Annotated in this window: 19 protein-coding genes; 7 read left to right on the forward strand and 12 right to left on the reverse strand. The window is 58.0% G+C overall.

All coding sequences use genetic code 11. From position 1 onward, the window contains the following. Window positions 1–26 precede the first annotated feature (26 nt). The 3 genes from AC2FGB_RS14440 to AC2FGB_RS14450 form a co-directional block, all read right to left on the reverse strand. The gene (locus AC2FGB_RS14440; protein WP_496694163.1) at window positions 27–2915 is read right to left on the reverse strand and encodes a DNA translocase FtsK; all 2889 of its coding nucleotides are present in this window, start codon (window positions 2913–2915) and stop codon (window positions 27–29) included. A gap of 14 nt (window positions 2916–2929) precedes the next feature. Then, window positions 2930–4111: an aminotransferase class I/II-fold pyridoxal phosphate-dependent enzyme gene (locus tag AC2FGB_RS14445; protein ID WP_496694164.1), complete on the reverse strand. Its 1182-nt coding sequence runs from the start codon at window positions 4109–4111 to the stop codon at window positions 2930–2932. A 107-nt stretch (window positions 4112–4218) separates the two neighbouring features. Continuing rightward, on the reverse strand, window positions 4219–5547 hold the full coding sequence (locus tag AC2FGB_RS14450) for an amidase (RefSeq protein ID WP_271949844.1): 1329 nt from the start codon (window positions 5545–5547) through the stop codon (window positions 4219–4221). 89 nt (window positions 5548–5636) lie between these two features. Here AC2FGB_RS14450 and AC2FGB_RS14455 point away from each other — a divergent pair, with 89 nt between their 5' ends. Beyond that, on the forward strand, window positions 5637–6863 hold the full coding sequence (locus AC2FGB_RS14455; RefSeq protein ID WP_496694202.1) for an FAD-dependent monooxygenase: 1227 nt from the start codon (window positions 5637–5639) through the stop codon (window positions 6861–6863). Here AC2FGB_RS14455 and AC2FGB_RS14460 read toward each other — a convergent pair. The 6 genes from AC2FGB_RS14460 to AC2FGB_RS14485 all read right to left on the reverse strand — a co-directional run bounded on the left by AC2FGB_RS14460 (window position 6860) and on the right by AC2FGB_RS14485 (window position 10868). Continuing rightward, complete coding sequence (locus AC2FGB_RS14460; protein WP_142637084.1) at window positions 6860–7045, reverse strand: Trm112 family protein; 186 nt, start codon at window positions 7043–7045, stop codon at window positions 6860–6862. The genes AC2FGB_RS14455 and AC2FGB_RS14460 overlap by 4 nt on opposite strands. Beyond that, complete coding sequence (locus AC2FGB_RS14465) at window positions 7042–7683, reverse strand: LON peptidase substrate-binding domain-containing protein (protein WP_142637086.1); 642 nt, start codon at window positions 7681–7683, stop codon at window positions 7042–7044. Before AC2FGB_RS14465 ends, AC2FGB_RS14460 begins: the two co-directional genes overlap by 4 nt. Window positions 7684–7710: 27 nt before the next feature. After that, complete coding sequence (trxA, locus tag AC2FGB_RS14470; protein WP_281995418.1) at window positions 7711–8625, reverse strand: thioredoxin; 915 nt, start codon at window positions 8623–8625, stop codon at window positions 7711–7713. Window positions 8626–8700: 75 nt separating this feature from the next. After that, window positions 8701–9489, reverse strand: coding sequence for an exodeoxyribonuclease III (locus AC2FGB_RS14475; protein WP_142637090.1), 789 nt, complete (start codon window positions 9487–9489; stop codon window positions 8701–8703). A 71-nt stretch (window positions 9490–9560) separates the two neighbouring features. Further along, the gene (locus tag AC2FGB_RS14480; protein WP_281995419.1) at window positions 9561–9953 is read right to left on the reverse strand and encodes a GFA family protein; all 393 of its coding nucleotides are present in this window, start codon (window positions 9951–9953) and stop codon (window positions 9561–9563) included. 228 nt (window positions 9954–10181) lie between these two features. Beyond that, window positions 10182–10868: a response regulator transcription factor gene (locus AC2FGB_RS14485; protein WP_142637092.1), complete on the reverse strand. Its 687-nt coding sequence runs from the start codon at window positions 10866–10868 to the stop codon at window positions 10182–10184. Window positions 10869–11031: 163 nt separating this feature from the next. Between AC2FGB_RS14485 and ribA the strand changes: the two genes are divergently transcribed. Both ribA and AC2FGB_RS14495 read left to right on the forward strand, forming a co-directional pair. Beyond that, the gene (gene ribA / locus AC2FGB_RS14490; protein ID WP_271949672.1) at window positions 11032–12126 is read left to right on the forward strand and encodes a GTP cyclohydrolase II; all 1095 of its coding nucleotides are present in this window, start codon (window positions 11032–11034) and stop codon (window positions 12124–12126) included. Next, window positions 12123–12623 carry a L,D-transpeptidase family protein gene (locus AC2FGB_RS14495; protein WP_496694165.1) on the forward strand — a complete coding sequence of 167 codons (501 nt, stop codon included), beginning with the start codon at window positions 12123–12125 and terminating at the stop codon, window positions 12621–12623. The genes ribA and AC2FGB_RS14495 overlap by 4 nt, the downstream gene beginning before the upstream one ends. Here the strand turns inward: AC2FGB_RS14495 and AC2FGB_RS14500 are convergent. Both AC2FGB_RS14500 and AC2FGB_RS14505 read right to left on the reverse strand, forming a co-directional pair. Continuing rightward, entirely contained in the window at window positions 12607–13266 is a 660-nt protein-coding gene (locus tag AC2FGB_RS14500; RefSeq protein ID WP_496694166.1) for a YggS family pyridoxal phosphate-dependent enzyme, read from the reverse strand. The genes AC2FGB_RS14495 and AC2FGB_RS14500 overlap by 17 nt on opposite strands. 102 nt (window positions 13267–13368) lie before the next feature. Next, window positions 13369–14406 (reverse strand): porin, encoded by a 1038-nt coding sequence (locus AC2FGB_RS14505; RefSeq protein ID WP_496692521.1) that lies wholly within the window; start codon window positions 14404–14406, stop codon window positions 13369–13371. Between the two features lie 283 nt (window positions 14407–14689). Between AC2FGB_RS14505 and AC2FGB_RS14510 the strand changes: the two genes are divergently transcribed. The 4 genes from AC2FGB_RS14510 (at window position 14690) to holA (ending at window position 19302) form a co-directional block, all read left to right on the forward strand. After that, window positions 14690–15178: a DUF3576 domain-containing protein gene (locus tag AC2FGB_RS14510; protein WP_142637277.1), complete on the forward strand. Its 489-nt coding sequence runs from the start codon at window positions 14690–14692 to the stop codon at window positions 15176–15178. Window positions 15179–15249: 71 nt separating this feature from the next. Then, window positions 15250–17787 carry a leucine--tRNA ligase gene (gene leuS, locus AC2FGB_RS14515; protein ID WP_496694167.1) on the forward strand — a complete coding sequence of 846 codons (2538 nt, stop codon included), beginning with the start codon at window positions 15250–15252 and terminating at the stop codon, window positions 17785–17787. After that, a complete protein-coding gene (gene lptE, locus AC2FGB_RS14520) occupies window positions 17774–18277 on the forward strand; it encodes an LPS assembly lipoprotein LptE (RefSeq protein ID WP_496694168.1) in 504 nt (167 codons plus the stop codon). The genes leuS and lptE overlap by 14 nt, the downstream gene beginning before the upstream one ends. Then, window positions 18274–19302, forward strand: a complete 1029-nt coding sequence (holA, locus tag AC2FGB_RS14525) for a DNA polymerase III subunit delta (RefSeq protein WP_271949662.1) — start codon at window positions 18274–18276, stop codon at window positions 19300–19302. The genes lptE and holA overlap by 4 nt, the downstream gene beginning before the upstream one ends. On the opposite strand, the gene AC2FGB_RS14530 is transcribed toward holA, so the two are convergent. Further along, the gene (locus tag AC2FGB_RS14530; protein ID WP_496694169.1) at window positions 19299–20471 is read right to left on the reverse strand and encodes a TIGR03862 family flavoprotein; all 1173 of its coding nucleotides are present in this window, start codon (window positions 20469–20471) and stop codon (window positions 19299–19301) included. The genes holA and AC2FGB_RS14530 overlap by 4 nt on opposite strands. Window positions 20472–20473: the final 2 nt, after the last annotated feature.

A 20473-nucleotide genomic window follows, 5' to 3' on the forward strand; every position in this document is an offset into this window, starting at 1 on the left:
GCGCTCTGCCCTTGTTATTAAATATCCTATTGCTCTGGCACCAGGATTTCGCGTTTTCCGACGTGATTTGCCGATGAAACAATGCCTTCGTCCTCCATCTGCTCAACCAGACGCGCAGCTTTGTTATAGCCAATGGCAAGTTTCCGCTGGATATACGAGGTCGAGCATTTGCGATCCTTGATCACAATCGCCACGGCCTGATCGTACAGGGCGTCTTCGCCATTGGTGTTGCCCCCGGTGTTCAAACCCAGAACAGCGTCGATATTATCAGCCTTTTCCTCGGTCGGTCCATCGACCACACCGCTCATATAATCCGGCGGGCCGAATTGCTTCAGATGGTTGACGATTTCCTCGACCTCTTCATCCGAGACAAACGGACCGTGGCAACGGGTGATCTTCGCGCCACCCGCCATATACAGCATGTCACCCTGACCCAGCAGTTGTTCGGCGCCCATTTCACCAAGAATGGTGCGGCTATCGATCTTTGACGTCACCTGGAAGGAAATCCGGGTCGGAAAGTTCGCCTTGATCGTGCCGGTAATCACATCGACCGAGGGGCGCTGCGTGGCCATGATCAGGTGGATACCCGAGGCCCGAGCCATCTGCGCCAGACGTTGGATGCAGGCCTCGATCTCTTTGCCCGCGACCATCATCAGGTCGGCCATCTCGTCGACAATTACAACGATATAGGGCATCGACTCGGGTGCGAATTCCTCGGTCTCGAACATCGGTTCACCCGTTTCGTCGTCAAAACCGGTCTGGACCGTGCGGCTGAACATTTCGCCCTTGGACAGCGCGTCTTTCACCCGGCCATTATAGCCCGCTATGTTACGCACGCCCATCTTGGACATCTTGCGATAGCGATCCTCCATCTCTCCCACGACCCATTTCAAGGCGACAACCGCCTTCTTCGGGTCTGTCACGACCGGAGAAAGCAGATGCGGGATGCCGTCATAAACCGACAATTCCAGCATCTTGGGGTCGATCATGATCAGGCGGCATTCATCCGGCGTCAGCTTATACAGCAACGACAGGATCATCGTGTTGATCGCCACCGATTTACCGGAACCGGTGGTTCCCGCGATCAGCAGGTGGGGCATCTTGGCCAGGTTGGCCACAACGGATTCACCGCCGATATCCTTGCCCAGCGCCAAAGGCAGCGCCTGATTGCCGTCTCCGAAGTCACGGCTCGAAAGGATTTCGCGCAGCACCACCATTTCACGGTTTTCATTGGGCAGTTCGATCCCGATGACCGAGCGGCCCGGCAGGGTCGAAACCCGCGCCGACAGGGCCGACATCGAGCGGGCAATGTCATCCGACAGACCAATAACGCGGCTGGCTTTCAAACCCGGAGCCGGCTCAAGTTCGTACATGGTGACAACCGGACCGGGGCGGACGCTGACGATCTCACCTTTGACGCCATAGTCATCCAGCACATTTTCCAACATCCGCGCATTCTCTTCCAAGGCCTCATCGCTCAGGTGATGGCGCTGAATGCTGGAGGGGTTGGACAGCAGGCCCAGCGGAGGCAGTTCGAAATCGGAGTGCTTTTCCTCGAACGACAACGCGGGCTGGGCCTCGGCCTGGGCCCGGCGCGAGGGCGGCGGGGTGCGGCGCACGGGTTGCGCAACCACAGGCTTGCGCGGCTCGGCCACGGGGATTTTCATCGCTGGGCGGGCTTGCGGCATCTCATCGGCGTCATCCTCGAAAACGGCCTCGTCATCGAAATCTGGCTCGGGCGCAAAATCCTGATGCAGCGGTTCCTGCCATTCTGTTTCAGGCTGCGCTGACAGCATCGGTTCGGGCGGCAGCCCGGTTGATGTCACTGGCGGCTCGGGCGGCAGTTCGTCCGCAGGCCCTGCATTCAGGATCAACGGATCAGGTCCACGGCCCCGCCCTTTGGTCAGCGGCAGGTCGGGATCGGGCTCAGGAGCCATCTCTCCGACTGCAACCTTACGGTTGCGCACGGCGGCAGAAATCTTTGAACGGATACGGTCCTCACCCGGCATTTCCTCGTAACCCGCGACAGGTTCACGGTCGATCAGCTCGGGTTCGGGCATAGGGTCCGGGCGGCGGATCAGATCAGGAATGCGCGACAGAAGGCCGGTCTTTACCGGTTCGGGCGCTTCCAGAAGTGGCTCGTTGAAAACAGGGTCCGCAAAGGCAATCTCGTCGTCGAACACGGCCCCTTCGGCGCGGGCCAACTTGCGTTCGTCCCATTGGGCACGACGTTCGCGCGCAGCCTCCGCTGTTGCGGCAGCCCCACGGCCCAGCAGATTCATCAATATGTCATAGGACATGACCAGCCCCAGCAGGAAGGCGCGGAACCCCTTGCGCACGTCATCCTTGGTGAAACCAAGAACAAACACGCCCAGCGTCAGCATCCCAATAGCCATCGCCAGAGACATCAGCTTGACAATAAAATGCGAGGATATGGGCAACAAGGTCAGGAAGGCACCCATGACCGTATCCCCAAACAATCCACCCAGACCAAAACTATGCGTTACGCGCCAAGCCTCACCCGGCACTAATGTCGCCGCATAGACCGAGACAATGGCGATCCAGATCGGTGCAAATATCAGGCGCGCGACGGCACGATCTTCACCGAAATGCCCGGCAAAACGCACACCCCAGCCGATCAAAACCAACGCGATGCTCCAACTGCCCCAACCGACAATCATGAACAATGGCGCCGCGATCGAGGCACCAACACGACCCATCCAGTTCTGCACTGGTGCATCCGTCGACACCATCCAGTTCGGGTCATCCGGTGTGTAGGACCAGATCATCGCCGCCGAAGCCAACCCAAGTAGGATCAGGGCGATGCCGATCAACTCTTTGCTGCGCCTTTCGATGGCGGCCTGAGTCGTGCTGTCCAGCAATGGATCGCGGTTGCGCGCGTTATATGATGCCATTTTGCCCTCGTACCTCACGAATAGATGCAGTCGCGGAGCGTGATCAGCCCCTGCCGCATCTCTGTTTTTGGGGCCACCATAGCGACCCGGATAAATTGCTCGCCCGGGTTTTGCCCCGGATCACCTTGAGAAAGATATGCACCCGGCAGCACCCGAACTCCGGTCTGCTGCCACAGTTTCAATGCGGTTTCCTCGCCATTCTCGACCGGCAGCCACAGAAAGAACCCTGCCTCGGGCGGCATATAGCCCTGGATGCCTGCAAACACCTGGTCTGCGATGGCGTATTTTTCCTGATAGAGCGCGCGATTCTCGTCCACATGCGCCTCATCGGCCCAGAGCCTTGCGGCGGCGGCCTGCAACGGCAGCGGCAATGGCGCGCCTGCATAATTGCGTAACTGCTTGACCCGCTTGATCGTTTCCGGCCCGCCTGCAATCAGGCCAGACCGCAGCCCGGCCACGTTCGACCGCTTTGACAGCGAGTTGAACAGGGTGATCCGTTCAGGATCAGCGCCCAGTTCCTTTGCGACCGTCAGAACACCTGTAGGCGCTGTGTCGCGGTAAATCTCGGAATAGCATTCATCGGCGAAGATGCGGAAATCATATGTTTCAGCCAACCGGATCAGCTCGACCCAGTATTCACGCGTGGCAACTGCGCCCTGCGGGTTGGCCGGTGAGCAGATATAAGCGGCGACAGTGCGGTTCAGCACATCCGCGGGCAATCCCGCATAGTCCGGCAGATGATCTGTGGCCGCCGTGGCCGGGACAAAAACCGGATCAGCCCCGACCGAGATCGAGGCAACCATATAGACCTGATAGAACGGGTTCGGGCACAGAACGACCGGTTTTTGTCCGTATTTCTGTTCGGGGCACAGCGCCATGGCGGCGTTATACAGCCCTTCGCGCGTCCCGTTCAGGGCCATAACCTGCGTGTCCGGATCCATCGTGACGCCATAACGGCGTGCAATCCAGTCAGTGATCGCACCGCGCAGCTCGGCCGAACCCTCATTCGGCGGATATCCCTGAAAACCGGCAGCATTTTCCGCAATCACGTCGCTGACCCAGGCCGGAAAAGCGTGCATCGGCGCGCCAATGGTCATGTGAATCACTTCACCGCCCGGTTGGTGATGATCCAACAGGGTGCGCAGGCGCGGGAATGCGTATTCCGGAAGGTTCGAAAACCGCTCGGGGAAATTCATAACTACTGCCTCAATATCGGGATCATTTCGCCCCGTTTTCAAGCAGGTTACAGTCCGGGCGGGGCTTCGTCCAGACAAAGCGGTGCCGAATCAGGGGATTGTGGCATTCAGGCCAATGCGGCCTCGGCCGCGGAACCAAGCCGCAAAAGCGCCTCTTCGGACCCCGGATAACCCATCATCATCAGCCCGCAGCCCGGTTTTCCGGTCGGCAAGGTCAGCGCTGCCAGCCCCATGAGGTTGCCGATCCGGGTGTTCCGCAATGCCAGCAGGTTTTCGGTGACGTAATAGTCATGATCGCTCATCAGCCGTTCAAGATTGGGCGGCAGGATCGGTGCAGTTGGGGCCAAAACGGCGTCAAACCCGGCAGTGGCCACGTCCCATGCACCGCGACACGCCTTCAGCCTTGACCAGGCTGCAACATAATCGGGGCCCGAAGCATTTCGTCCAGCACGGAACCGTTCGAGTATTTCGGGATACATCACATCTGGGTTGGCCTCGATCACATCTCGCCACAGGCCATAGGCTTCGGTGGTGTAAAGAACCCCCGACAGCCCCATCGCGTCGGCTAGTTCAGGGACCTCAAGAGGCAGGATATCTGCACCGGCCTCACGCAACCGATCCAGGGCATCCTCGTAAGCGACACGCGGCTCTGCGCGCAAATCATCCTTGGCGACAGTCTGCAAATCCGCGAAACGACGCCCCTTTAGATTGGCTCCGCGCAAATCAGCTGGCGTCCCGCCCTCCAGCATGGCCAGCATATGGGTCGCATCTTCGACCGAGCGGGCCAGCGGTCCAACGGTATCAAACCGCAGGCACAACGGGACTGTACCCTCCAGGCTGACCCGCCCGGCAGTGGTTTTCAGCCCGACCAGATTGTTCCAGGCTGACGGTATCCGCACCGACCCGCCAGTATCCGAGCCAATCGCGCAGGCCGCCAAGCCCCAAGCCACGGACGCCGCAGCCCCCGAGGATGACCCGCCGGGAACCGCATCCTCATCATCGATGCAGGGCGGTGTTCCGGTGATCGGGTTCAGGCCCAGACCCGAGAACGCCAGCTCGCTCATATGGGTTTTGCCAAGACATACCGCGCCCATGGCACTGGCATTTCGCAGCACGATTGCATCAGTTTTGGGAACCCGGTCTTTCAGCAGTGCCGTTCCTGCCTCGGTGGCAGTCCCGGCAGTATCGAACAGGTCTTTCCAACTGATCGGCACCCCATCCAACAATGATCGGCGCAATCCCAGCTTGGCCCGTTCCTGCGCCGCCTCAGCCTCGGCTCGGGCGCGCGCTTCGGTCACGCGGGCATAGATTCGGTCGCGATGCGGGTGGGCTGCTATCGCAGTCAGAAAGGTCTCTGTCAGTTCAACCGGGTCAATCTGGCCCATGCCAATGCCCCGACCCAGATCACAAGCCGTCATCGACAACCAATCCTGCATCACTGCCCCCTTCAATTTCTGCATTCCCAGCGACGGTAGCGACAGGACCGCACATGGACAATCCCGAATGGGCGCGCATAGTGCGCAGCATGGAACAGAGCTCGGATATCCTGATCGTCGGCGGCGGCCTGAATGGCCCCGCTTTGGCTTTGGCACTGGCACAAACAGGGCACAGAGTTACCGTCATTGACGCGCTGGCCGAAAAGGTTCGCAAAAATGCGGCTTTTGACGGCAGAGCCTATGCGTTGGCCCTGGCCTCGCAGCGCCTGCTAGAGGCGATTGGGGTTTGGTCACGGGTTGCCAAACACGCCCAGCCAATGCTCGAAATCAAGGTCACCGATGGCCATGCAGGCGCTGGCCCGTCGCCGTTTTTCATGCATTTCGACCATGCCGAGATCGAAGAAGGTCCGATGGGCTTTATGGTCGAAGACCGCCACCTGCGCCGTGCCTTTCTGGACGCGATGGCCGCGGAAAAGGCCATTACCCAGATCAGCGGCAAGACGGTAGTGTCACAGCAGACCTCGGGAACAGGCGTCAGCCTGACATTGGATGATGGCGCGGTCGTCAAGGGTGCGCTGCTGATCGGATGCGATGGGCGTCGCAGCGGCACAGCGGAACGTGCCGGGATCAAACGCACAGGATGGGATTACGGGCAGACCGCGCTGGTCTGCGCCATCGAACATGACTTGCCGCATCACGGCATCGCGCATCAGTTCTTCATGCCACCCGGCCCTTTGGCCATTCTGCCTCTGACCGGCAATCGCAGCTCTATCGTCTGGAGCGAGCGAACAGAAATGGCCAAGCGCATCAACGCCCTGCCCGAGGAGGACTATCTGCAGGTCCTGCGCCCCAGATTCGGCGATTTCCTGGGCGAAATCCGTCTGGCCGGAGATCGGTTTACCTATCCGCTGAACCTGACCATCGCCAGCTCTTTCATCGGAGAACGGATGGCACTGGTCGGAGACGCAGCCCATGGAATGCACCCGATTGCAGGCCAGGGCCTGAATGCGGGCCTGCGCGACGTGGGCGCTCTGGCCGAGGTGCTGACCCTGGCCGGACGGCGCGGGGAAGATATTAGTTCGCCACTGGTTTTGGAGCGTTTTCAGGAATGGCGACGGTTTGATACCGCGTCTTTGGCGATGGCGACGGATGTGTTCAACAAGCTGTTTTCCAACGACAATCCTCTACTACGGATCGGACGGGATATCGGGATGGGCGTCGTCGGGTCACTACCCGGCCTGCGTCGCGGTTTCGTGCGCGAGGCCGCCGGCCTGACCGGGGACCTGCCAAAACTACTGCAGGGTCGGGCGATCTAGTCCAGCTCGCGCGCCTCATCCACCAACATGACAGGAATGCCATTGCGGATCGGAAAGGCCAAACCCGCCGCTTTTGACACCAGTTCCTGCTTTTCAGCGTCATAATGCAGCGTTGTATGCGTCTTCGGACAAATTAGCGCCTCAAGCATGTGGCGGTCAAAAGCGTGTTCAACGGTGGTCATTGTAGTGTTTCCTCATTCGCTCCGCCGCGCATGGCGAATTCAATCAGTGTCACCAAAGTCTCGCGTCGGGTGCGCAAACAGGGAGCCTCTAGCAAGGCTTGTTTTTCTTCCGGATCAAAATCCAGCAACATCGACAGCGAATTCACAAGCAGTTCATCATTCGCGTCTTTCAACATATCCCAATCAGCCGACAACTTTCGCGACGAAAAGAACTTTTCCAACAGCTTCAAAAGCCCCACCCGATCAAACCCCTCGTCGTGCTCGACCTTGCCAAGATCACGGTCAAACCCGCGCCAGGTCACGTTACAACGGCGGTATGGGGTAAATGCATCCAACTCGGCCTGAATACGGAACCGGGAGATGCCAGTCAGAGTGATCAGATAGCGGCCGTCTTCAGTTTCGGAAAACTGCGTCACCCGCCCCGCGCAGCCAATTTGGTGCAGCTTGTTTTCGTTGCTTTGACAGGGATTCGGTTGAACCAACCCGATCAACCGTTCCTGGGTCTTCAAAGCGTCGTCCAGCATCTGCAGATAGCGCGGCTCAAATATATGCAGCGGCAAGCGCGATCGGGGCAGCAACAGCGCCCCGGGCAAAGGGAAAACGGATACCGTTTCCGGCAGATCAGCGGGATGCATCATGTACCCGAGTGTAGCCCTGATCCAGAATTAGGCAAATATCATCGAGCTGAGCTTGCGCCGCCCGTTCAGAACAATCGGATCATTGGGTTTGAGCGCATCAAATATCGTGAACAGCTGAGACTTGGCCGCGCCTTCGTTCCATTCACGGTCACGGCGGAACATTTCCAGCAGCTGCGCCACCGCCTCTTCAACCTCGCCATTGGCATGCAGGGCCTGCGCCAGATCGAACCGTGCCTGATGATTGTCAGGATCGGCCTCAACCGCTGCGGTCAATTCGGCCACCGGGCCGGCATCTGCAGCTTGCTTGGCCAGTTCCAATTGTGCGTTTGCGGCTTCAAGCTCTGGCGATGTGGAAATCTCCGCCGGGGCCCCGTTCAGAATTGCCTCGGCCTGCTCCAAATCGCCAGTGGCGATATGCGCGCGTACCAGCCCACCATAAGCGGTGGCGTGGTTCGGATCCTCACCCAAAATGGCAGCAAAGGTCTGAGCGGCATCCGCTGCGGCACCTTCGGTCAGCATTTCCTCGGCAGCCTCGACAGCATCGTCCAGTTGACCACCCGGGCTTTCGCCACCTGTCGCCTCGATCACGCGATCTACAAATGCTTTGATCTCGGATCCGGGCACTGCGCCCTGAAATCCGTCGATCGGTTGGCCTTTGTGAAAGGCATACACGGTCGGGATAGACTGAACGCGCATCTGTGAAGCGATCATCTGTGCTTCGTCCACATTGACTTTGACCATCTTGACCGCACCCTTGGCGGCGGTCACAGCCTCTTCCAACAGCGGGCCCAACGTTTTGCATGGGCCGCACCACGGCGCCCAGAAATCAACGATGACCGGCACGTCCTGCGAGGCTTCGACCACATCCGCCATAAAAGTGGCTTCGGTCCCGTCCTTGATCAGATCGGTGGCGGGGGTGTCTGCGCCGTTCAGAAGGTCCATGGCTGTCACTCTTTCGATTAAACTTGCGCTCTATATGCAGTCGCTTGACCCGGAAACCAAGGGCAGAGTTTTACGTCAGACGTCAAAGGTCGCAAAGACCGGGGCGTGATCACTGGGCTTTTCCCATCCGCGCGCGTTGCGCAGAACGCGGCTGGAATGGCCTGCATTCGAGATATCCGGGGTCGCCCAGACGTGATCCAGCCGCCGCCCCTTGTCGGCCACGTCCCAATCCCGCGCGCGATAGGACCACCAGCTATAAAGCTGCCCTTCGGGGATGTCCTGCCGGGTGACATCGACCCAACCGCCTGCGTCCTGCGTTTCGGCCAAAGCCTCGACCTCGACCGGTGTATGCGAAACGACCTTGAGCAACTGTTTGTGCGACCAGACATCATCCTCACGCGGAGCGATATTCAGATCACCAACCAGAATGGATTTTTCGGGCTTTTCCGCGTGGAACCAGTCACGCATATCGGTCAGGTAATCCAGCTTCTGGCCAAATTTCTCATTCACCTCACGATCCGGCACATCACCGCCCGCAGGGACATAGAAATTGTGAATCGTCACGCCGTTTTCCAGCCGCCCCGCGATATGGCGCGCATGGCCGAGATCTGCGAAATCCATGTCGCCCGCCTCGACCATCGGCAGGCGAGACAGGATCGCAACGCCGTTGTAGCCCTTTTGCCCGCGCGCAACCATGTGAGTGTAACCCAGTTCGGCAAACCCTTCGGTGGGGATCTTGTCCACCGGAGACTTGCATTCCTGCAGGCACAGAACATCCGGCGCCTCTTCGCGCAACAATTTCAGCACGATAGGCTCGCGCAGGCGGACCGAGTTGATGTTCCATGTGGCAAGAGTAAAAGGCATAGGGAATTCCTCTGTCGCGGTTGGCGCACCCTAACGCGGTGCTTTCACAGGTACCATCGTAAAAGAAATTATCAGGACGGATGCCCTGAGGATTGGGGCGCATCATCGCAAATCTCGTACCAATGCGGTTTCTCAGATACGGATTCGTGAAACTGGACTTTCAGATCAAACGGAGTGTCCAGCGCATTGGCCGCAATCGGAAAACTGTCCGCATCAGCCAGAATTTCACCAAACGACGTCCCACAGGTATCGCAGAAACACCTGCCATATTTATAGGGCGGTTCAGGTTGGTAAGTGACAACTCGGTCCTTACCGTCCAGCCAAACAACATCATCTTTCTTGACGAAGACAACAGTGCTTGCACCTGCCTTCCGACAACGCGAACAATGGCATGTTCCCATAACCGAAGGTTCACTGGTAAGTTGGAATTTTACGGCGCCACACAGGCAACTTCCATGAATCACTTTCGCCTCCAATTTTGCACTCCAGAAATAGAACATTACATGAACATATACTTTGTCGCAATCCGCTAGGAGCCGCAAAACATTTTGCAGCACAAACAAAAAAGGCCGGGCCATCAGGCCCGGCAGTCCAACAGGGAGGTACATGTCATTACCCGGACATGTACGGGTTGGGAGTAACTTAAAGATGTCTACAGGGTATCACTTTGATCCAAGTCAATCCACATCAAGTTACGATACCAAGCGATATCCACCCGATTCTGTGACCAAAAGGCGCGCGTTGGATGGATCGGGCTCGATCTTCTGACGCAGGCGATAGATATGAGTTTCCAGCGTATGTGTGGTGACACCGGCATTATAGCCCCAGACCTCATGCAGCAGAATGTCACGGGCGACGACACCGTCGGCGGACCGGTACAGGAACTTGAGGATATTGGTTTCCTTCTCGGTCAGTCGAATCTTGCGGTCTTCGTCGGTGATCAGCATCTTCATCGCCGGCTTGAAAGTATAAGGCCCGAGCACAAATACCGCGTCTTCTGATTGTTCATGCTGGCGAAGCTGTGCACGGATACGTGCCAGAAGAACCGGAAACTTGAACGGCTTGGGAACATAGTCATTGGCACCGGCATCCAGACCCAGGATGGTGTCCGCGTCACTGTCATGACCGGTCAACATCAGAATCGGGCTTTTCACACCTTGCTTGCGCATCAGGCGGCACAGCTCGCGCCCATCCGTGTCGGGCAAGCCAACATCCAGAATGACCAGATCGTAAATCGCCTCGCGAGCCCGCTCCATGGCTGATGCCCCGTCCGACGCTTCGAATACATCAAAATCCTCGGTCATCACGAGCTGTTCGCTCAACGCTTCGCGCAGATCCTCATCATCATCCACTAGCAGGATTTTCTTTAGCTGTGCCATATCCGGTCCTCCTAAGCCCTTTTCCACCACTTGCGCGCGAAAGATGCAATCAACAAGGTTTGCTGCAACCGTTTCACGCCCTCGTGTCCCAGGATGAGGAATTGTTTCACATTTCCTTTTGATCAGGCTACATGAAGGGCTGATCGTTACAGGGTAACAATAGATGAGTCTTATCCCGGATATCTCGGAACTGCTTGCTCGGGCACGGGCTGACCTGCGCATGGGCTTGCCGGTCGCCCTGACGGATGACACCGGCTTTAGCGTACTGGCCATTGCGTCGGAAACGCTGAGCGCACAGCGGCTTGCCGACTTGCAAGGTCTGGGTGGCGATCCTGTAGTCGCAGTGACTGTCCGACGGGCCGAGACATTAAAGGCACGGGCCTATGACGGTGACCTGGCGCGTGTGATCGTTCCGGCAGATGCCGATGTTGCCTGGGTGCAGGCGGTGGCCGATCCCTCGGACGATCTGAACGCGCCTATGAAAGGCCCACTGATGACAGAGCGTCAGGGCAACGCCAATCTGCATCGCATTGCCATTGCTTTGACCAAGTCAGCCCACCTTCTGCCGGCGGCAATCGTTGTTCCTGTTCAAGATGGTCGAACCTTCGCTACTGCACATGGCCTGACATGTATTGACCATACCCGCGCCGCGCCACATCTGTCGGATCGAAGCCTTTTGAATGAGGTCGTGGCCGCCCGACTGCCGATGGAGGTATCCGAAGCCGGGCGCCTGCACGTTTTTCGCCCTGAAGATGGCGGCGAGGAACATTACGCAATAGAGATCGGCCGCCCCGACCGCAGCAAACCGGTATTGGCTCGGCTGCATTCGGCCTGCTTCACCGGTGATCTGATGGGCAGCTTGAAATGTGATTGCGGGCCACAACTGCGTGGGGCCCTGGCCCAGATGGGGTCTGAAGGGGCAGGAGTACTTCTGTATCTGAATCAGGAAGGCCGCGGGATTGGCTTGGCCAACAAGATGCGCGCCTATTTCCTGCAGGATCAAGGGTTCGATACAGTCGAGGCCAATCACCGTCTCGGGTTCGAGGATGACGAGCGCGATTTCCGTCTGGGCTCGGACATCCTGAAATTGCTCGGCTTCAGTTCCGTAAGGCTGTTGACCAACAACCCCGCCAAGATCGCGATGATGGAGAAGACCGGCATCGCCGTCACCGAGCGCGTCCCGCTGAAAGTCGGCGAAACTGCCCATAACCGCGACTATCTGGCCACCAAAGCAGCCAAGTCGGGACATTTGCTGTGACACCCGCAGATCTGGTTCTAACCCGACACGGCGTTCGTTTTCGCGGCGGGTATTTCCCCTGTTCGATCGGGAAAGGTGGGTTAAGCAACAGCAAGCGTGAGGGGGACGGCGCCACGCCGACCGGCTGTCTCAACATCGTTGGTATGCTGTACCGGCCCGACCGGCTCGCAAGACCGTCGCCTTGGGCCATCCCAATCGGTCCTCAGGACCTCTGGTCAGATGATGTGCAAGACACGCAGTACAATCATATGGTCAGCGCACCTTATCCTTTCAGCCACGAAAAACTCCGCCGCGCGGACCCGCTTTACGATCTGGTTCTGATCACTGACTGGAACTGGCCCAATGCGGTGGCTGGGCGCGGTTCAGCAATTTTCCTGCATCAATGGCGACGGCCCGGTTTTCCTACAGAAGGCTGCGTTGCCTTTCGGCGCGACCATCTGCGGTGGATCGCACGTCGAATCGAGCCAGGCACGCGGTTGATTATCCCTCAGGCTTAACTCGTTCACCGAAAATGGCCGAGCCGACGCGCACATGGGTAGCGCCAAGTGCAATGGCCTGCTCGAAATCGCTGCTCATCCCCATGGATAGCCCTTTCAGACCATTGCGTTCAGCTATCTTGGCAAGCAAGGCGAAATGCAGAGATGGCTCTTCCTCGACAGGCGGAATGCACATCAGGCCCTGAATCGGAAGGTCGAGCCCGCGGCAATCGGCAATAAATGCATCCGCCTCGGTGGGCAGAATTCCTGCCTTTTGATCCTCTTCACCGGTATTGACCTGAATGAACAGGTCCGGGCAAGTGCCGACCTCTTGCGCAAGCCGGGCCAGAGTGCTGGCCAGTTTCGGACGATCAACGGAATGGATCGTGCTGAACAGCTCGAGCGCCTGGCGGGCTTTGTTCGTTTGCAGGGGGCCAATCAGATGCAAATCGACATCTGGATATTGCTGCTTGAATTCCGGCCATTTTCCGACGGCTTCTTGAACCCTGTTTTCACCAAAACAGCGATGCCCTAAAGCAAGCACTTCCGCTACACGCTCATTCGGCTGAACCTTTGACACGGCGATCAGCTTCACGGCCCCGACGTCCCGCCCCGAGGCAGTTTCGGCTTTGGTTATCCGGGCAGATATTTCTTGCAGCGACATTTGGGTCCTCGATCAGTTATGGGCGAAGAAAAACACTATGTCGGACAAAAAGAAAAGGGCAGGTCCGAAGACCTGCCCTTAAACTTTGCGGCTCAGATCAACTTAGAAGTTGAACTGTGCACCAAAGTCGGCACGTGTGGTCGAGTCGTCGCAGACGTCACAGTCGCTGACACCTACACCACCGCGCAGCGATACACCGCCACCCAGGTCGTAGATGGCGCCGATACCGTACTGCTGCGTGTCCGCATCAGCGTTACCGTCACCGTAGGCGAAGGTCAGAGTGGTCGCTGCGCCAACATTGTAGGCACCCGATACACCCCAAGCAGTGCCGTCGGTGGCGTCAACTTCGGTTTTATCGTCAGCAACAAACAGCGTACCCGAGAAGTCGCCGAATTCTGCACCCAGGGTGAAGACCAGCAGGCTTGGATCGTCGCCACCAGTGCCCGCGTCAGTTTGACCATAGGCCAGCGCTGCAGTGATGTTGTTGAATGTGTAAGTCGCGCTTACGTCCCAACGATCCGCGTCGGTTGTGCTGCCACCACCGTTAAAGATAGTTGCTTGGTCGTACGACGCACCAAAGGCGAAGTCACCAACTGCGTACTGGAAGAACACAGCGTTCGAACCCGAACCGGTCGACGAGTAACCCAGGAAGCTATAGTCAACGGCAGAATACTGACCGATGAAGTTTTCCAGGCCAGGCTCGTTACCGTAGTAGTTTGCCAAGTTGTCGAAAGAACCAGCAACGTTGCCGGCGTCAACACGCAGACCACCGTAGATGACCGAGAAGCGCGCGCCGTTCAGGCCAGCCGAGTTGGCTTCGCCGGTGGACGAGTCTTCGTCAGCCTGCAGACGTACACGAGCCGAGAACTCAACGCCGCCATCGGTTTCGGCTGTGCCGTCGATGTTCAAGCGGAAGCGCGAGACCAGGATTGCGTCGTCAGTGTCGTTCGCGAACACGTTAACGTTCTGAACAGTTGCACTACTTGCAGTAGTGGTGGTGGTAGTGGTGGTGGTGGTGGCCGCTGTGCGGTCCTCCTGATAACCAATACCAAAACGGCCGTAGCCGCTGAACTTAACTTCGGCCGCTGCAACACTTGCGGTTGCAATCAGTGCGGTCGATGCGAAGAGAACTTTTTTCATCTTGTTTCCCTCGGTTTCAAAAGTTTTTTAACTCGACACGTGCTTAGGCACATGTCTCAGCACGGGAACCGTTTCGCCCTTTTTGCCCCTGTCACGCAAGCTTGGCATAAAAACTGACGCGCATTGGCCTAGAATTGGTGCAAGGATGCCACAGTCTGATTTGCCCACTGAATCAACCCCGAAGCCTGCTCTGGATGTGACAAGATTAAGCTTGTTGACGAACCAGACCTTGTCTAGGAGTAACGTGAATAACCTAAAACCAACGAAACGGAACCTGTCCAACATGCGCCTGCAGACAATTTTCGGTTTGATCATAGTGACAGCCGCGGTGTCGGCTTGCGGACAGAATCGCAACGCAGAACCCAGTGCAACGCCACTCAATGTGGATGGCGGTCGCTCGGACGAGCGTGAGCTGAACGATCCGAATCGCTCAACGATCTGGGATGTATTCAACACCGCAGACGCCGAGCAGGTTACCAATGTGAACCGCTATCTGTGGGCTGCCTCGCTGGATGTCCTTAACTTTCTGCCTGTGCAGGAAGTCGATCCCTTTACCGGTGTAATCGTAACAGGTTACGGCACGCCTCCGGGTGGTGGACGGCAATACAGGGCCACGGTTCACATCAGCGATCCCGCCCTGGCGGCACGATCCTTGTCGGTTGCGCTGCAGACCAGCGGGGGTGCACCGGTCAGCGCGGCAACCACACGCGCAATCGAAGATGCAATCCTGTCCCGCGCCCGTCAGCTGCGCATTGCGGACAACAAGCTCTAGCAACCCGCTTCAAATCGCAATATTACCACGCCGGGTTCATGCCCGGCGTTTTCATTACGAAGGACCGCACGATGTCGCGCTATTCGGCCACAGAAATCGAAGCAAAATGGCAAGAGGCCTGGGACAAGGCCGGAATCTTCACCGCCAACCACAAGGCGGACAAGCCGAAATACTATGTGCTTGAAATGTTCCCCTACCCGTCTGGCCGGATCCATATGGGACATGTGCGCAACTATACGATGGGCGACGTAATCGCGCGCCACAAGCTTGCGACCGGCCATAACGTGCTGCACCCGATGGGATGGGACGCGTTCGGGATGCCTGCAGAAAACGCTGCGATGGCTATTGGTGGTCACCCGAAAGACTGGACCTATGGCAACATCGCCGACATGCGCAGCCAGATGAAGCCTCTGGGCCTGTCCATCGACTGGTCCCGCGAATTCGCCACCTGTGACCCAGAATATTACGGCCAGCAACAGGCGCTGTTCCTGGATATGCTGCAGGCCGGTCTGGTTTACCGCAAGAACGCAGTGGTGAACTGGGACCCGGTCGATATGACCGTACTGGCCAATGAACAAGTCGAAGGCGGGCGCGGCTGGCGCTCGGGCGCATTGGTTGAACGGCGCGAGCTGACGCAATGGTTCTTCAAGATCAGCGATTACTCTGAGGAATTGCTGGATGCGCTGGACACGCTGGAGAACTGGCCGGCAAAAGTGCGCCTGATGCAGGAAAACTGGATCGGCAAGTCGCGTGGATTGCAGTTTGGCTTTGAACGCGTCGATGGTGGTGAGCCAATCACCGTCTATACAACGCGCCCCGATACGCTGATGGGGGCGTCTTTCGTCGGCATCTCGCCAGACCATCCGATTGCCAAGCAACTTGAAGCCGAAAACCCCGAAGTGGCTGAGTTCGTTGCCGAATGCCGCAAGGGCGGCACCACGGAAGAGGCCATAGAGACCGCCGAAAAGCTGGGCTATGACACTGGTATCAAGGTCAAACACCCGCTGGATCCGAATTGGGAGCTGCCGGTCTGGATCGCCAATTTCATCCTGATGGATTACGGCACCGGTGCCATCTTTGCCTGCCCGGCCCACGACCAGCGCGACCTGGATTTCTGCCGTAAGTACGGTTTGCCCGTCGTCGACACGTTCTTTGCGCTTGATAATGACACACCGGTCGACAAAACCGCATACGTTCCGCCGAAAACCGAAAAAGTCCGCTGGGTAAACCATTTTGCCGGGCTGACCGACGCCACCGGTGATGACGCAATCAACACCACCGTCGATTTCGCCGAAAAAGCGGGTTGGGGCGAAGGCGTTACCAAATACCGTCTGCGCGATTGGGGTCTGTCGCGTCAGCGCTATTGGGGGTGCCCGATTCCCGTGGTGCATTGCGAATCCTGCGGCGTGGTGCCCGAAAAGAAAGAAAACTTGCCGATCCGCCTGCCCGACGATGTCACTTTTGACAAACCGGGCAATCCTCTGGACCGCCACCCGACCTGGCGCGACTGCGCCTGCCCGTCTTGCGGTGCGCCATCCAAGCGAGAAACCGACACGATGGATACGTTCGTCGATTCGTCGTGGTATTTCGCCCGCTTTACGGCTCCGCACGCGGAAAAGCCGACCGATCTGGCCGAGGCTGAATACTGGATGAATGTCGATCAATATATCGGCGGCATCGAACACGCTATCTTGCACTTGCTCTATTCCCGCTTCTTTGCACGGGCGATGCAGATCACTGGCCATTTGCCGAAAAAGGCCATCGAGCCCTTTGGTGCCTTGTTCACCCAAGGCATGGTCACGCACGAGATTTATCAAACCCGCGACGCCAATGGCCGTCCGGTCTATCACCTGCCCGAGGATGTGACCGACGGCAAACTCGCCGACGGCACGGAGGTCGAAATCATCCCCTCGGCCAAGATGTCGAAGTCCAAGAAAAACGTGGTCGACCCGGTCAGCATTATCTCGGCCTTCGGCGCGGATACCGCGCGCTGGTTCGTGTTATCCGATTCACCGCCCGAGCGGGATGTGGAGTGGACAGCATCAGGCGCAGAGGCTGCCTTCAAGCACCTGAACCGTGTCTGGAACCTCTGCGACAAGATCGGCGCGATGGACCCCGAGGCAAAAGGCGACGGGGATCAAGACCTGCTGCGCGAGATGCACAAAGCCATCCATGACGTGACGCTTGGTGTTGAAAGCTTCGGCTTTAATGCCGCCATTGCAAAGCTCTATGCGTTTACCAATACGTTGGCAAAATCCAAAGCGGGTGCAGCGGCCCAAAAGCAGGCGATAAAGACGCTGGCACAGTTGATGTCGCCGATGACACCACATCTGGCCGAAGATATCTGGGCGCATCAGGGCGGCGAAGGTTTGATCGCAACAGCCCCCTGGCCTGTCGCGGACGAAGCTATGCTGGTCGATGACACTGTAACCCTGCCGATCCAGATCAACGGCAAACGCCGCGCGGAAATCAGCGTTCCAAAAGATATGGACAAGGCAGAGGTTGAAAAAATCGCGCTCAGCACCGAAGCTGTGCAAAAGGCACTGGACGGTGCCGCGCCGAAGAAAGTGATCGTTGTTCCAGGTCGGATCGTTAATGTCGTTGTTTAATCGCAGAAGCCTTTTGTTGATGCCGCTGGCTGCTTGCTTGCTGGCGGCCGCATGCGGGTTCCAACCCGTTTACGCGCCGGGCGGAACAGGTGAAGCATTGCATGGTAAAGTTGCTGTAACTGAGCCAAATTCCGTGGAAAGCTATTTGCTTGTCCAGAATTTGGAACAGCGGCTGGGCCGGGATGCGAGCGCACAAAAGCTGTATGATCTGGATGTTAAGGTTGCTACGGCCACGCAATCTGCAGCGATCACGACTACCAACGAGACGAACCGGTATACAATCGAAGGGCGCGCGGAATTTTCCCTCAGGTCCGCTGAAACCGGGCGGATTCTGGTATCAGGAAATATCCATGATTTCGTGGGCTATTCCGCTGCAGGCTCAACCGTCTCGACGCTTGCGGACGAACGTGACGCGACCGAGCGGCTGATGATCATCCTGTCCGATCAAATCGTGAACCGCCTTTATGCAGCACCGGGCCTGACCCAATGAAGCTCAGCCCGCGCGAGGCTGAGGGGTATTTCGCCAAACCGGACGCGGGCAAGGCAGGGTTGTTGATTTACGGATCCGATGCGATGCGTGTGGCCTTGAAACGGCAACAGGTCTTGTCAGCCCTGCTGGGAGAAGGCGCCGAAGAGGAAATGCGCCTGACCCGAATGCCAGGTGGTGATCTGCGCGGGGAACCGGCACTGTTGCTGGACGCGGTCAAGGCTGTCGGGTTCTTCCCCGGCCCACGTGCAGTTTTCGTCGAAGATGCAACTGATGTCGCCGCCCCAGCCATCATTACCGCATTCGAGGATTGGGCAACGGGCGACGCTCAGATCATCGTGACTGCCGGGCAGCTCAAACCCAGCTCAAAGATCCGTAAGGCATTCGAGTCGCATCCCGCAGCCTATGCCGTTGGGATCTATGACGATCCGCCCTCTAGGGCCGAGGTTGAACGGGTTCTGGCACAGGCCGGAGTCAATAACATTCCACCGGATGCAATGTCGGCCATCACCGAACTTGCCACGGCCATCAGCCCCGGGGACTTTACGCAAACCATTGAAAAATTGTCTCTTTACAAGCGCGGAGACGATACTGAATTGGCTCTCGAAGATATCGAGGCCTGTGCACCCAGCTCGACCGAGGCCGCTCTGGACGATGTCCTGAACGTGGTCGCCGAAGGCAGAGCCGGAGAGATTAGCCCGCTGATACGACGGCTGCAATCGCAAGGTACAAATGCGGTCAGCCTGTGTATCGGAGCAACCCGGCACTTTCGAACGCTTTACGCCTGTGCCGCTGATCCCGGTGGTGCGGCACAGGGCGTCGGCAAGCTGCGCCCACCCGTCTATGGAAAGCGGCGTGATCGTATTCTGCGGCAAGCACAGGGATGGGGGGCACCCAAACTGCAGACCGCTTTGACCGTTCTGACTGATACGGATCTGTCATTGCGGTCAGCTGGGCAAACGGCCCCAGCCATGGCTTTGGTCGAACGTGCCATGATCCGTCTGGCGATGCTAGCAAAGTCGCGTTAAGCGGTCCGCGCCAGCCAGTTTGCAGCTGATCGCCCGGCCCATCGCCCTGTCGCCAGACAGGCAGTTAGCAGATAGCCACCGGTCGGAGCTTCCCAATCCAGCATCTCGCCGGCACAGAACATTCCGGGCCTGGATTTTAGCATCAACCCTTCGTCCAAAGCGCCTTGCCGAACACCTCCGACGGTTGAGATTGCCTCATCCATTGGCCGCAACCCCGCGTGGCTGAGGGGCAGAGATTTCAACGTTTCGACACTCAGACCGCTTCCCCTGTTCATCTCGTGATACAGAGCGATCTTTTGCGGAGACAGATGCAGAGATTTCTTCATCCATTGCGACTGCGTCGTCTTGGATTTCTTGGCTGCAATTTTCTGCTGCAAGGTAGTTACATCCAGATCGGGAACCAGATCAACACTCAACGGCGCACCTTCTCGCAAAGCGGGCGTCAGGGAATAGAGCCCTCCGCCTTCAAGGCCTTTGGATGAAATCGTCGCCTCGCCGCGACTGATCACATCCCCGGCAGTCCACCCAACGGATTTGATCGCAGCGCCGAAATGCGGCTGCATATGTGCGCTCCAATCTACTGACAGGGCCGAGTTCGCCGGGGCAAATGGCGACAGGTCGACACCCGCCCCTTGCAACAGTGGGGCCCAAGCTCCATCCGATCCCAATCGCGCCCAGCTTGCGCCGCCCATGGCCAGAATCGTCGTGTCAGCCTCAATCTGCCGGTGACCTTCCGGAGTATCGAATTCCAGAGCATCGCCGTTCCATCCGGTCCACCGCCATCGGGTTTTGATTTGCACACCAGCCGCATCAAGACGCCCCAGCCAAGCCCGCAACAGAGGTGAGGCCTTCATAGCCTTTGGAAACAACCGCCCCGTTGAGCCTGTAAATACCTCTTGTCCCTGATCACGCGCCCAGTCCTGAACGGCGGCAGCATCAAATTCCGCCACCATAGGGCGTAGCCACTCAGCGGCGGGTCCATAAGACAACAAAAGTGTTTCGAGCGGTTCATTCTTGGTTAGGTTCAGGCCAGACTTCCCTGCCATCAAGAGTTTTCGGGCAACCGAGGGTTTGGCCTCGGCCACCAGCACATCATGACCTGCGGCGGCAAGTTCACCCGCCGCCATCAGGCCCGCTGGCCCGCCTCCGATCACGACGGCTTGTGCCATTG

Source organism: Ruegeria sp. CDSC021, from assembly GCF_059610845.1.

Excerpts from the sequence above, each read along its gene's own strand:
- AC2FGB_RS14440 (WP_496694163.1), bottom strand. The coding sequence starts at position 2,915 with ATGGCATCATATAACGCGCGCAACCGCGATCCATTGCTGGACAGCACG.
- AC2FGB_RS14445 (WP_496694164.1), bottom strand. The coding sequence starts at position 4,111 with ATGAATTTCCCCGAGCGGTTTTCGAACCTTCCGGAATACGCATTCCCG.
- AC2FGB_RS14450 (WP_271949844.1), bottom strand. The coding sequence starts at position 5,547 with ATGCAGGATTGGTTGTCGATGACGGCTTGTGATCTGGGTCGGGGCATT.
- AC2FGB_RS14455 (WP_496694202.1), top strand. The coding sequence starts at position 5,637 with ATGGAACAGAGCTCGGATATCCTGATCGTCGGCGGCGGCCTGAATGGC.
- AC2FGB_RS14460 (WP_142637084.1), bottom strand. The coding sequence starts at position 7,045 with ATGACCACCGTTGAACACGCTTTTGACCGCCACATGCTTGAGGCGCTA.
- AC2FGB_RS14465 (WP_142637086.1), bottom strand. The coding sequence starts at position 7,683 with ATGATGCATCCCGCTGATCTGCCGGAAACGGTATCCGTTTTCCCTTTG.
- trxA (WP_281995418.1), bottom strand. The coding sequence starts at position 8,625 with ATGGACCTTCTGAACGGCGCAGACACCCCCGCCACCGATCTGATCAAG.
- AC2FGB_RS14475 (WP_142637090.1), bottom strand. The coding sequence starts at position 9,489 with ATGCCTTTTACTCTTGCCACATGGAACATCAACTCGGTCCGCCTGCGC.
- AC2FGB_RS14485 (WP_142637092.1), bottom strand. The coding sequence starts at position 10,868 with ATGGCACAGCTAAAGAAAATCCTGCTAGTGGATGATGATGAGGATCTG.
- ribA (WP_271949672.1), top strand. The coding sequence starts at position 11,032 with ATGAGTCTTATCCCGGATATCTCGGAACTGCTTGCTCGGGCACGGGCT.
- AC2FGB_RS14500 (WP_496694166.1), bottom strand. The coding sequence starts at position 13,266 with ATGTCGCTGCAAGAAATATCTGCCCGGATAACCAAAGCCGAAACTGCC.
- AC2FGB_RS14505 (WP_496692521.1), bottom strand. The coding sequence starts at position 14,406 with ATGAAAAAAGTTCTCTTCGCATCGACCGCACTGATTGCAACCGCAAGT.
- AC2FGB_RS14510 (WP_142637277.1), top strand. The coding sequence starts at position 14,690 with ATGCGCCTGCAGACAATTTTCGGTTTGATCATAGTGACAGCCGCGGTG.
- leuS (WP_496694167.1), top strand. The coding sequence starts at position 15,250 with ATGTCGCGCTATTCGGCCACAGAAATCGAAGCAAAATGGCAAGAGGCC.
- lptE (WP_496694168.1), top strand. The coding sequence starts at position 17,774 with ATGTCGTTGTTTAATCGCAGAAGCCTTTTGTTGATGCCGCTGGCTGCT.
- holA (WP_271949662.1), top strand. The coding sequence starts at position 18,274 with ATGAAGCTCAGCCCGCGCGAGGCTGAGGGGTATTTCGCCAAACCGGAC.
- AC2FGB_RS14530 (WP_496694169.1), bottom strand. The coding sequence starts at position 20,471 with ATGGCACAAGCCGTCGTGATCGGAGGCGGGCCAGCGGGCCTGATGGCG.